11 protein-coding genes are annotated in these 11,995 nt (G+C 71.0%); 5 read left to right on the forward strand and 6 right to left on the reverse strand.

Translation table 11 applies throughout. The annotated features are described in order from the left end of the window. Positions 1–24: 24 nt before the first annotated feature. From NYE39_RS10300 to NYE39_RS10310, 3 genes are all read left to right on the forward strand, one after another. Positions 25–1,131, forward strand: a complete 1,107-nt coding sequence (locus NYE39_RS10300) for a hypothetical protein (protein WP_341012607.1) — start codon at positions 25–27, stop codon at positions 1,129–1,131. Next, on the forward strand, positions 1,128–2,207 hold the full coding sequence (locus tag NYE39_RS10305; protein ID WP_341012608.1) for a hypothetical protein: 1,080 nt from the start codon (positions 1,128–1,130) through the stop codon (positions 2,205–2,207). Before NYE39_RS10300 ends, NYE39_RS10305 begins: the two co-directional genes overlap by 4 nt. Before the next feature lie 279 nt (positions 2,208–2,486). After that, complete coding sequence (locus NYE39_RS10310) at positions 2,487–2,831, forward strand: DUF2200 domain-containing protein (RefSeq protein ID WP_341012609.1); 345 nt, start codon at positions 2,487–2,489, stop codon at positions 2,829–2,831. A gap of 3 nt (positions 2,832–2,834) precedes the next feature. Here the strand turns inward: NYE39_RS10310 and NYE39_RS10315 are convergent, their stop codons facing one another. Next, positions 2,835–6,131 carry a DEAD/DEAH box helicase gene (locus NYE39_RS10315; protein ID WP_341012610.1) on the reverse strand — a complete coding sequence of 1,099 codons (3,297 nt, stop codon included), beginning with the start codon at positions 6,129–6,131 and terminating at the stop codon, positions 2,835–2,837. A gap of 206 nt (positions 6,132–6,337) precedes the next feature. Between NYE39_RS10315 and NYE39_RS10320 the strand changes: the two genes are divergently transcribed. After that, positions 6,338–6,970 (forward strand): alpha/beta hydrolase, encoded by a 633-nt coding sequence (locus NYE39_RS10320; protein ID WP_341012611.1) that lies wholly within the window; start codon positions 6,338–6,340, stop codon positions 6,968–6,970. A 172-nt stretch (positions 6,971–7,142) separates the two neighbouring features. Then, the gene (locus tag NYE39_RS10325) at positions 7,143–8,027 is read left to right on the forward strand and encodes an aldo/keto reductase (RefSeq protein ID WP_341012612.1); all 885 of its coding nucleotides are present in this window, start codon (positions 7,143–7,145) and stop codon (positions 8,025–8,027) included. A gap of 78 nt (positions 8,028–8,105) precedes the next feature. Here NYE39_RS10325 and NYE39_RS10330 read toward each other — a convergent pair whose 3' ends face one another. The 5 genes from NYE39_RS10330 to NYE39_RS10350 form a co-directional block, all read right to left on the reverse strand. Continuing rightward, positions 8,106–8,444: a TraR/DksA family transcriptional regulator gene (locus NYE39_RS10330; protein ID WP_007929433.1), complete on the reverse strand. Its 339-nt coding sequence runs from the start codon at positions 8,442–8,444 to the stop codon at positions 8,106–8,108. A 130-nt stretch (positions 8,445–8,574) separates the two neighbouring features. Further along, positions 8,575–9,705: an NAD(P)/FAD-dependent oxidoreductase gene (locus NYE39_RS10335; RefSeq protein ID WP_341012613.1), complete on the reverse strand. Its 1,131-nt coding sequence runs from the start codon at positions 9,703–9,705 to the stop codon at positions 8,575–8,577. A 141-nt stretch (positions 9,706–9,846) separates the two neighbouring features. Further along, positions 9,847–10,149, reverse strand: a complete 303-nt coding sequence (locus NYE39_RS10340; protein ID WP_072625910.1) for a putative quinol monooxygenase — start codon at positions 10,147–10,149, stop codon at positions 9,847–9,849. Then, on the reverse strand, positions 10,146–10,715 hold the full coding sequence (locus NYE39_RS10345; RefSeq protein WP_341012614.1) for a type 1 glutamine amidotransferase domain-containing protein: 570 nt from the start codon (positions 10,713–10,715) through the stop codon (positions 10,146–10,148). Before NYE39_RS10345 ends, NYE39_RS10340 begins: the two co-directional genes overlap by 4 nt. Before the next feature lies 1 nt (position 10,716). After that, positions 10,717–11,883 (reverse strand): glutathione-independent formaldehyde dehydrogenase, encoded by a 1,167-nt coding sequence (locus tag NYE39_RS10350; RefSeq protein ID WP_341012615.1) that lies wholly within the window; start codon positions 11,881–11,883, stop codon positions 10,717–10,719. Positions 11,884–11,995 lie beyond the last annotated feature (112 nt).

Here is an 11,995-nt window from a genome sequence, read left to right on the forward strand (position 1 = left end):
GGGCACCTGCAGGAAGGTGTCCCCATGTCACGCACCGCCGAGCTCCCGTCGCTGTGGTCGAGCGCCGCCGCGCTCGCCAGCGGGACCGCGCTGGCCCTCGGCCTCGCCTGGGCCGTCACCGGCCTCGACGGCGACGGCGACTCGCGTCCGCAGGCGAGCCCGGGCGATGTCTTCTCCGCCCCCTACGCCGAGGAGCCACTGCCCCACGAGGTCCGGCTGGAGCTGCCGTGGAGACATCTCGACGTCGCCGTCGGGGTGGCGCAGCCGCGGCTGCCCGACATCGGCGGCGCCCCGGCCGACGTGGCACCTCCCGAGGGAGGCAGCTTCGTCCGGGTCGACGTGACGAGCCCGGTCGACCAGGTGCCCTTCGTCGGGATCCGACGCCCGCTGGCGACGCAGGTCGAGGTCTCCGTGCGGGCCGACGGGGTCGACCACCCGCTGAGCGACCGCCCGGGAAGCATCCGCCTCGACCCCGAGACCCCGTGGACCACCGCCACCGGCACGCGATGGGTGGCCGTCGACGGCTCCCCGACCGACGTGAAGCTCGTCGTCACCGTCGACGGCGAGGAGCAGGTCGTCGACACCAACGGCGACGTCGACCTCGGCCGGGGTGCGCAGCTGGCCGACCTGCCCGCCGCCACGGCACTGCAGGACGAGCCCGAGATCGACTGCGGCCGCAGCCGCCGCGCCGACTCCTCGGACCTCGAGCTCGAGGACTACTCCCGCGACGCCGCGTGCACCGTGACCCGGGTGCTGAGAGTGCTCCATGTCGACGGGCTGGGCTGGGCCCCGCGCGGGCGCGAGTACGTCGCCGTGCTCCTGACCCTCGACCGCAGCGTCCAGATCGAGCGCACCGGCGACGACAGCTGGCGTTCGACCACCACCCTCGCCGCGCGCCTCGGCGACGACGAGCCGCTCGCCGGCCCCATCGACGTCAACGAGCTCAATGCCGGGACCCTGGCGATCCAGGACCCGGACGACCCCCAGATGTTCGTCTTCGAGGTCGACGAAGGGGCGAGCCCGGACCTCGAGGCGACACTCGAGGTCGAGGCCGTGCCGAGCGACCCCTTCGCCACGGGCCGGGAGACGCTCCGGCTCGCCTGGCACGTCGAGGGAGGGCGGCTGTCGTGACCCGGACCCCCTGCGCCCGACGCCCGGCCACGAGCGGGCAGCGCTGGACCACCGTCTGCGCCGTCGTGGTGGCGGCCGCCATCGCGAGCAACCTCGCCGCAGGCTGGCAGGCCGACCACCGGCACGTCCTTGCCGCCGGCGAACGGCTGCCGCTCGAGTCGCGGGTCCACAACGGGCAGCCGCACGAGGTGCTCGTGCCCGGCACGGCCGTGGACCTGCAGGTCGGTCGACCCGTGCGCGAGATGGACCAGGGCCTCGTCGACCTCGGCGCCGACCGCGACTGGTCGGACACCGCGGCCGTGCGCGCCGACGACGGGGCCGGGCTCGTCCCCGTCTCGTGGGCGGCCCGGCCGGTCAACAATTCCGCGGGCCAGGAGGTCGGCGAGCAGCAGATCGACATCCGTCTCGTCGCCGGCAACACGCGCCTGGAGTTGGCACGCGGGACGGGCAGGGAGCTGGCCACCGAGGCCAGCGGCCGCGAGACCTCGTCACTCGTCGCCGTCGACGCCGGGGACGAACTCGCCGTCGAGGTGACCTTCGACGGCGTGACCCAGCGCCTCGACGTGGCGACCGGGGAGCTGGACCGCGGGGCCGCCCAAGGACTGGCCGCCCGGCCCCCGCGGCCCGACGCACCCTCCCCCGACTCCCGCCCCTGCCAGCTGCGGACCGACGGAGCGTGGCGACCACATGCCCGCGCGGCCACCCTCACGACCGGGCCCCTGGTCCCCTACGCCTGGGACGACGAGCTCGGCTGGGCCGACGAGGGGCGCCACTGGTCCGGGGTCGCCGTCCGCCCCTCCCTGACGTCGTACGTCGTGGACCGCGCCGGCACCCCCCGCACGGTCACCGACGTCGGCGACCTCTCGCTCCGCCTGGACGGGCAGGCGCCGGAGCGCACCGAGGGCCTCGAGGGCGGGGAGAGCTACTCCAGTGCCCGCTCCGGCTATGCGGTCTTCGCCGTCGACGACGACGCGACACCGCGCGAGCTCTCGGCGGTGCGCCCGCTACGACTCGAGGGGGCGACCACGCCGACGACGGTGCGCGTCGCGGGCCGGTACCCGCTCGGGCGGGGCTGACCCCCTTCGCTCAGGCGCGGCGACCAGAGGCGGCCACGGCACCGGCGTTGAGCACCGAGCCGCTGACGAAGAGGGTCGCTCCATGATCTGGAAGCTGGTCGACAGGCTGGCGTCGATGACCTCGCACTGGACGTCCGCCGTCCGTACTGCGCCCGCCAGGCGGTCGCGGCGTCGATCCCGGTAGGTGTCTGCCGTGTCCGCGGCCGCCGCCCCGTCCTGTGGCCGACGAGCCCGGTCGGCACCACCGCAGCCCTGCGGATCCCGACCTAGGCTGGCGACATGCACCGGATCTTCACCACGGCCGTCGCCGACGTCTACCCGCACTACGTCACCAAGGTCGAGAAGAAGGGACGATCCCGGGACGAGCTCGACGAGGTGATCCGCTGGCTCACCGGCTACGACCAGGCGGCGCTCGAGCGGCACCTCGCCGAGGGGACGACCTTCGAGGACTTCTTCGGTCAGGCGCAGCTCAACCCGGCCTCCGAGCTGATCACCGGCTCGGTCTGCGGGGTCAAGGTGCAGGAGGTCGAGGACCCGCTCATGCGCCGGATCCGCTACCTCGACAAGCTCGTCGACGAGCTGGCCAAGGGCAAGGCGATGGACAAGGTGCTGCGGTCCGCCTGAGCGTCAGTCGCCGGGGTCGAGCAGGGCGCGGATGTCGGCGGAGGTGATCGCCCCGGACAGCGCGCCGCCGTCGTCGACGACCCGCTCGAAGAGGTCGCGCTTGCGCTCCTGCAGGTCGACGACCTTGTCCTCGATCGTGTCGGTCGACACGAGGCGGTAGACCATGACCGGCTTGTCCTGCCCGATGCGGTGGGCCCGATCGATCGCCTGGGCCTCGGCCGCAGGGTTCCACCAGGGGTCGAGGACGAAGACGTAGTCGGCCTCGGTGAGGGTCAGGCCGACACCACCTGCCTTGAGGCTGATGAGGAAGGCGGTCTGCTCGCCCTGCTTGAAGCCGTCGATGACGCCCGCCCGGTCGGTCGTCGCCCCGTCGAGGTAGCTCGTCGTGATGCCCTCGGCCTCGAGCCGCTCGCGCGCGATCGCGAGGAAGCCGGTGAACTGGCTGAAGACGAGCGCCCGGTGCCCCTCGACGGCCAGCTCGCCGAGGTGCTCGACGAGCACGTCGAGCTTGGCCGAGATGCCCTGACCGCGGTGCTCGTCGTCGACGAGACCGGGGTCGAGGCTCAGCTGTCGCAGCCGAGTCAGCGAGGCAAGGATCGCCACGCGGTTGGCGTTGGGGTCGTCGAGCAGCCCGAGCACCCGCTTGCGCTCGCGCTGCAGGTGTCGGTCGTAGATGCGCCGGTGGGTCGAGGAGAGCTCCACCGGGAGAACCTGAATCTGCTTGGGCGGCAGGTCGATCGCCACCTCCTCCTTGGTCCGACGCAGCATGAGCGGGCGGATCCGGCGGCGCAGCCGGTCGAGGAGCTCGGGCTGCTCGCCGGACTCGATGGGCTTGCGGTAGAGGTCGCCGAAGCGGTCACGCCGCGGGTAGAGCCCGGGCGCGGCGAGCGCGAAGAGGGACCACAGGTCCATGAGCGAGTTCTCGAGCGGGGTGCCGGTCACCGCGAGGACGAAGGGGGTGGACAGCCGCCGCAGGGCCTGATGGGTCTTGGAGCGGTCGTTCTTGACGAACTGCGCCTCGTCGAGGATCACGCCACGCCAGCCGACCTCGGCGAACTCCGCGGCGTCGATGCGCAGCACCGCATACGAGGTGACGACGAGGTGGGCGCCGTCGACCGCCTCGGCAACAGACTCGCCGCGGCGACGGTGGGTGTGCGGCAGGGTGCGCACGACGAGGTCGGGGACGAACTTCGCGGCCTCGCTGGCCCACGTGCCGACGACGCTCGTGGGGGCGACGACGAGCACCGGCCGGTCGAGCTCGCCCGCCTCGTCGGCGCGGGCGAGCAGTGCCAGGGTCTGCACGGTCTTGCCCAGGCCCATGTCGTCGGCGAGGACGCCCCCGAGACCGGCGTCCCAGATCGTGCTCAGCCAGTGATAGCCCTCGAGCTGGTAGGGCCGCAGGGTCGCCTGCAGGGAGGCCGGCGCCTCGGGCACCGGGCGGCTGTCGATCTCGCGGAGGGTCTCGACACCTGAGCGCCAGGCGTGCTCGCGCTCGACCTCGACGTCGGCGATCGCCGCGAGCTCGTCGAAGAGGTCGACCTGGTAGCGGCTCAGCCGCACCTCGCCCGCCTCCGGCTCGACGAGTGCCCGCGCCTCCTCGATGAGCGCCCGAAGGTCGTCGAGGACCGGGTGGCCGAGCCGGAACCACTCACCGGTCTCGAGCTGCATGATCTCGTCGCCGGCGACGAGCGCGGCGAAGAGCGGCTCGAAGGGGACCTCGACGTCGCCGACGGTGACGCGCACGTGCAGGTCGAGCCAGTCGGAGCCGCCGTCCTCATTCGCCGGGTGGACGGACACATCGGGCTCGGCGTCGAGCTCCTCGAAGCTCGACACGTCGTCGTCGACGACCACGATGCAGCGCGGGTCGTCGTCGAGCCGCGGCACGACCTCGGTGAGGGCGAGAACCGCTGCGGGCCCGTGGAGCCGCATCGGCGAGCGCAGCCGCCAGCCGTTCGGAGACCGGATCCTCGCGCCCGGCAGGTCGGCGAGCGCCTCGAGGCCCTCCAGCAGGGCGCGCTCGGCCCGCCGATCGCGAGGGAGCGACCCCTGCTCGTCGGCACCGACGACATGGGTGTTCCCTCCCGCCGTGTAGGCGAAGCCCAGGTCGAGCAGCACGCCGTGGCCGTCACGACGCACGTGGACGTGCAGCCGCGGCGGCTCGGGCTGCGGCAGGTCGACGCTGTCGTCGGAGGAGATGACCGTGACCCGCTCCCGCAGCCGGGGGAGGAAGAGGGCGACGAAGCGCTCGACATCTGCCTCGGGCACGACGATGTCACTGCCGGCGACCAGATCACCCAGCTCGAGTGTCAGATCCGCCCCGAAGGGCGCCAGCCGCACCCGCTCGCCGTCGTCGCCCGCCTCGGTCCAGACGACTCCGTGCGCCGGCTCGCCGACGAGCTGGAGATCACCGGCGTCCGGGCCGGCACCGTCGATCGAAGGGCGCAGCAGGAGCCCCTCGTCGACGGCCGTCACGTCGAGGACCACCTCGACCGCCTCGTCGAGCAGCTCGACCTCATCGCCGGCCTCGCTCGCGATGAGCGCGACGCCCGCGTCGCGCACCCGCCGCAGCGCGAGCCAGATGCTGGGCCCCAGCGCGTCGACGTGGACGTCACCACCCGAGCCGTAGGTGTGGCGGCGCATGCCGGTGTGCGCCTCGTGGAGGGCGTAGAGCGCACTCACGGCGCGGCGGTGACCTTCGCGAGCTCCCGCCGCGGTGTACGAGTCGCGCTGGAGGAGCTCCCCCCACGAGTACTTCTTCGCCCAGTGGCCCGCCTGGGTGCGGCGGGTCGGACGCAGGCGGAGCCGGGGAGCCCGCTCTCGCCCCCAGGTGTGCACCGGCGCCTGGACCCGCTCGACGACGAGCGCGATGGGCGCGCCCTGGGCCAGGGGCTCGGGGTCGGGATCGCGTGCCAGCGGCGCGAGTGCGTCCTCCCACGAGCGGAGCGCAGGGGGCGCCTCGGCGCCGCCGGCCGAGCCGCCGAGGACATCACGCACGCTGAGCACGACGGCGACGGCGTGCTTGCAGTCGCGGCCCACGGGGCAGCTGCACCGGGCGCCCCAGTCGACGACGGCGTCACGCGGATCGCGGCGCAGGGAGACGATGGTCTGGTAGCTGCCGCGCCCCGACCCGGCCACTTTGGCCACGACGACCCGGCCCCGGTTGAGGGTCGCGACCTGCTGGACCATGCCGCGCGCCGCGTAGTCGAGGCCGCGCTGGAAGGACCCCTCGTCGGTCGCCGCGAGGATCGCGTCGTCGCTCAGCCCGCGCACCCACTCGGCGGACTCGACGTCCCAGACCACGGGTCAGCCCCGCTGGGAGGACGAAGGGAGGATCGGCATGCCCCCACCGTAGGCCGGTCCCCCGTCACCGCCTCGCCACGATCGCCGGCTGTGGACAGGCGCCCACCCCACTCCCCGCCTGTGGACCCGGCCATGGCATCGCGCCGACGCCCCCTTCGCCATGGAGTACGTTGGTTGTTACAGCAACAATCGTCAGGAGCCCCTCCATGGCAACCCACACCTTCCCCGAGCCCGTCGTCGTCACCCACGGACCGAGCGATCCCGACGCGCCGCTCGTCGTGCTGCTGCACGGCCGCGGGTCGCACGAGGGCGAGATCATCTCGCTCGCTCCCCATCTGCCGCAGGGCCTGCAATACGCTGCGGTGCGCGCACCGATCGCCGAGGGTGGGGGCTTCGCGTGGTTCGCCAACCGTGGCATCGGCCGGCCGGTCGCCGAGTCGCTCGCCGCGACCATGGCGTGGTTTCGCGCCTGGCTCGACGATGTGGCCCCGGAGGGCCGCCCCGTGGTGCTCGTCGGATTCAGCGGTGGCGCCGCCTTCGCCGGCGGGCTCCTGCTGGCCGACCCCCAGCGCTTCGTGGGCGGGGCGATCCTCTTCGCGACGATGCCCTTCGACGCGGGCCTGCCGACCACGCCGGAGCGACTCGCGGGCACCTCGACGCTCGTCATCCAGGGCGACACCGACCAGGTCATCCCCGGCGAACTCCTCGACCGGACGTGGGACTACCTCACCGGCGAGTCCGGCGCCACGACGACGGCGCTGCGCGAGCCGGGTGGGCACGACCTCACCGCCGCCAGCCGGCAGGCCCTGTCGGCCTGGCTCGAGGACGTCACCGCCTGACGGTCGCGTCAGACCCGTGCGCAGCGCGCGGTCACCGCGTCGCCGAAGTCGTCGGGGTCCCGGGGCGTGGCTGCGGCGGATCAGTCTGCTCCGCTGAGGCGAAGGGGGGAACGCCAGTACCCCGACAGGCAGGCACTCCCCCAGCACCGGCCGGGGTCCTATCGTCGAGGACATGAGCACCCCCACGATCTCCCTGAACAACGACGTGACCATCCCGGCTCTCGGTTTCGGCGTCTTCCAGACCCGGCCGGACGAGACGATCGCTGCGGTCGAGACGGCGCTGCAGATCGGCTACCGGCACATCGACACGGCCGCCGCCTACGGCAACGAGCGCGAGGTCGGCGAGGCGATCCGCCGCTCGGGTCTCGCCCGCGACGAGGTCTTCGTCGAGACGAAGATCTGGATCAGCGACTACGGCTACGACAAGACGCTGCACTCCTTCGACAAGAGCGCCGGCAAGCTCGGCGTCGAGCAGATCGACCTGCTGATCCTGCACCAGGCGCTGCCGGGCGAGTTCGACACGACGATCCGCGCCTACCGAGCGCTGGAGCGGCTGCTCGCCGACGGCAGGGTGCGCGCCATCGGCGTCTCGAACTTCATGCACGAGCACCTCGACCGGCTCCTCGCGGAGACCGAGGTCGTGCCGGCCGTCAACCAGATCGAGGTGCACCCGTACTTCCGCCAGTCGGCGCTGCTCGACCGCAACAACGAGCTCGGGATCGTCAGCCAGGCGTGGTCCCCGATCGGCGGCATCACCTTCTACCGCGACTCCGGCCACACGAGCACCCTCGAGAACGAGACGATCCGCTCGATCGCGGACGCACACGGCAAGACGCCCGCGCAGGTCATGCTCGGCTGGCACCTGCAGCAGGGCCGCCAGGTCATCCCGAAGTCCGTGACCCCCGCGCGGATCGCCGAGAACTTCGACGTCTTCGACATCGAGCTCTCCGAGACCGAGCTGGCCGCCATCGACGGCCTCGACACCGGCAAGCGCGGTGGCCCCGAGCCGGAGGACATCACGCTGGAGAGCTTCGGCCGGGAGATCCCGGAGGCATGATGGGCCGCGTGGCCCATGAGACACAGACATCCCGCGTGCTCGCGCACGCGGGATGTCCTTGATCCGCACCACCTGCGGTCAGCGGGCAGCGCAATCGATGCAGGTCCGCGCCGTGGGTCGCGCCTCGAGCCGACCCGCCGAGATGGGGCGACCGCACCGCTCGCAGGTGCCGTAGTCGCCTGCGTCGAGGCGGGCCAGAGCAGCGTCGATCTCGCGGAGGTGCTCGCGGGCCTGCCGAGCGAGCGCATCGACCTGCGAGCGCTCGAAGGCGATCGTCGCCCCCTCCGGGTCGTGCTCGTCGTCGGCGTTGCTCCCCTCGCTGGCCTCGACGAGCGCGTCGAAATCGCCGGTGAGGGTCGCGAGACGAGCGAGGGTCTCCCTTCGCTCGGCGTCGAGAAGTGTCCGTGGGTCAGGCATCCACGCATCATGGCACCCGCCTACAGGTCGGCGGGCTGCCCCCGGAGGTGGGGTCGGGTTGGGGAGCTTCGACGCCAGGACGTCAAGCCTCTCGAGCTGGCGCAGCGCCGCATCCGTGGGTCGCCGGCCACTAGTCCTGGGCTTCGCCGAGGCGCGCTTCGGGCGTGAGCTCGCCCCTGAGACCGCCGCCGGTCGCAGCCCGGGCAAGAGCGCGACCCAGCGCAGGTGCCTGCTTGAACAGATTGTGACCGGCCACAAAAATGACAGAGCCTGCCTCCCACACGGCCACGCCGTCCTCGCTCCATGGGAGGTCGGTCACCCAGCAGTGAAGGAAGTCGCGCGGCTCTGGGTGGAGACCGGGCAGCGCCCGTGTCACGTATTCGCGTGCGCGTTCGTCCAGCGATCGAATCGCCGCAGGGTCGATGAACGTTCCGTCGTCGCGGACGCCGACGGTTTCGCTGAGTCCGACCGAATAACTGCTGTTGCCCGGTAGCGGCGTCGCGTACACACCGACTTCGCCGAAGACGCCGCTGCTGTCCTGCAGGCAAGCGACTCGTGCCGGGGCGGCCGCTTTCACGTCGAAGGTCAGCCGGACGTGTGCGGCAAGGCGAACCGGCAGCGACAGGCCGACGCTGCGGGCCAGGCGGGCGGTTTCGCGGCCGGCGCACACGACCACCTTGGAGTAGACAGCCCGGTCGGCGACGCTGCGCACCTCGACCGTCCCATCGGCGCGGGGATCGATGGAGATGACCTCTGCGGTGGTGACGGCATCTTCGAGGGCACCCGCGAGTGCCGTGATCGCGGTGCGGGTGCGGATCGCGCCGCCCGACTCGTCGAGCATCGCTGGCCCCGAGTACCCAGCGAGCAGCGGCATTCGCTGGGCGAGCTCGGCTGCATCGATCTCGTGCGCTTCCACGCCGCCGACCTGGTCGATCACCCGTAGCCGCGCCAGAGCGCTGTCGCCGATCGCCACGACACCGTCTGATGAGACCAGCTCGACGTCGAAGTGTTCGGCCCACTCATCCCATACGCCGCGGCTTTCGCGCGCGAGAGCGACGAGTCGCGGGTCGTCGTGGGCATGCCGGAAGATCCGCGACTCGCCTGCGGACTGACCCGTGCCGGGCACACCGGCCTCGTACAAGCGCACCGGAACGCCCTGCTCCCGCAGCGCGTACGCCGTCGACAGACCGACGATCCCGCCCCCGATCACTGCTACCTCGGGTGAACGCGTCGTGGCAACGTCGTCGTCAGTTCCTGTCATCGCGGTTCCTCGATCTGTTAGGGATGTGCGATATGCCGTAAGAAAAGGGGTCGCTGCCACGACGTCAACGGACTGTGTCAGCCCGAAGTCACCGCGGGCAGCGACCCCTCATGTCCGGGTCAGTACTCCCGGTCTGTGGTGTCAGGCGGGCAGCTTGGAGCCCAACACGTCGAGCTTCTCGATCGTCGGTTCGGAGAACATCGCACCGGTCTGCTCGCCGAGAGCTGCCGCAACAGCGCCGGACAGGTGAGCGTCACGTCCGGCGTCGTCGGGGAACACGTCGAAGATCCCGAAGGAGGAGGGCCCGAGGCGGATCGCGAACCACGCAGTGGTCGCCGGCTCTTCCTCGACAAGCGCACGGCCGCTGTCAAGGAACTCCTTCACGTCGTCCTCCTTGCCGGGCAGCGCGTCGAACCTGACCAGCAGTCCCTTGGTCACACTCATGACTTCCCCCCTTCCGTTGTCGAGGTGTCCTCGAGTTGGGACACGATCGCCGCGGAGAACGCCGGCAGGTCCTCCGGCGAGCGGCTGGTGATGAGGTTCTTGTCGACCACGACCTCCTCGTCAACGACGTTCGCGCCAGCATTACGCAGATCCGTGCGGATGCTCGGGAAGGACGTCAGGGTGCGACCGGTGGCCACGCCGGCCTCGATCAACGTCCACGGTCCGTGACAGATCGCCGCCACCGGCTTGCCGCTCTCGACGAAGTCTCGGACGAAGGCGACAGCGTCCTCGTCGAGCCGGAGCTTGTCGGGGTTCACCGTGCCGCCCGGAAGCACCAAGGCGTCGTAGTCGGCCACCGAGGCCTCAGCCACCAGCCCGTCGACGGCGAACGTCCCCACCGGATCCAGGTCGTTCTCGCGGGCCTGGATCTCGCCCTCATCGACCGAGAGGACCTCGGTCCGGGCGCCGGCCTTGTCCAGAACCTCGCGGGGTTGCTCGAGTTCGACGCGCTCGACCCCGTCCGCGGCGAGGATCGCGACTCTCTTGCCCTGCAGATCTGCTGCCATGTCAGTTTGCCTTCTTTCCGTCGGACATACCCGGCTTGATGACGACCTTGGTCCAGCCCTCGGACCTGGAGTCGAAGTTCCTGTAGGCGTCGGCGGCCTGGTCCAGCGAGATCTCGTGGGAGACGATCCAGGACGGCTTCGCCTTGTCAGCCGCGATCAGGTCACGCAGCCGGCGGTTGTACTTCTTGACCGGGCACTGACCGTTGCCCATGGTCTGTCCCTTGAACCAGTGGGTGCCGAAGTCGATGGCCGCCTTGCCCTGCTGGGCCAATTCGCCCTTGGCCCCCGGGTCCTCGGGGACGAACACGCCGACGGTGCCGATCCCGCCGGTAAAACGCACCGAGTTGATGAGCATGTTCAAGGTGGCAGCCGGGTCTTCGTTCCCCTGCGGGTCGTGGGCCTGGTAGCCCACGCACTCGCAGCCACGGTCGGCTCCGAGCCCCATGGTCTCGTCCAGCACAGCCTGCACGGGGTCGGTCTTGGAGTCGTCGATGGCGATCGCTCCGATCTGCTCGGCCAGCGCGAGCCGGTCGGGGTGGCGATCGACCACCATGACCTTCGCGGCGCCCTTGATCGTCGCGGACAGCGCAGCCATCAGACCCACCGGACCGGCTCCAGCGATCACGACGCTGTCGCCCGGGATCACGCCAGCCATCTCGGTGGCGTGGTAACCGGTGGGGAAGATGTCGGAGAGCATGACGTAGTCATTCTCCTTCTCCTCCGCGTCCTCGCCCAGGCGCAGTGCGTTGTGGTCGCCGAAGGGCACCCGGAGCAGCTCGGCCTGGCCGCCGCCGTACGGGCCCATCTCTGCAAAACCGTAGGCCGCACCGGCGGCAGACGGGTCAGGCTGGGTGGTGAGGCAGTAGTTCGTGAGCCCGCGCTCGCAGTTCTTGCAGAACCCGCACGAGATGTTGAAGGGCAGCACGACCCGGTCGCCGACCTGGACCTTCTCCACGCCCTGACCGATCTCTACCACCTCCCCCATGTTTTCGTGGCCGAAGGTGCGGCCCTCCTCGAAGGAGGTCCGCCCCTCGTACATGTGCAGGTCCGAGCCGCAGATATTGGTCGTTGTCATCCTGACCAGCACATCGGTGGGGCGCTCGATCTTCGCGTCCGGAACATCCGTGACCGCGACATCTCTGGGCCCCTGATAGACGACAGCCTTCATGGCGAGTCTCCAATGGTTGTGCGTGGTGAACTTCTGACTCCTTCACACTCACAGCGCGTCACGACCGAGTCAAACGCGTGTCACCGAACCCGACATGCCAACCGGAATTCCC

The organism is Janibacter sp. FSL W8-0316, assembly GCF_038004165.1.
GTDB classification, from domain to species: domain Bacteria; phylum Actinomycetota; class Actinomycetes; order Actinomycetales; family Dermatophilaceae; genus Janibacter; species Janibacter indicus.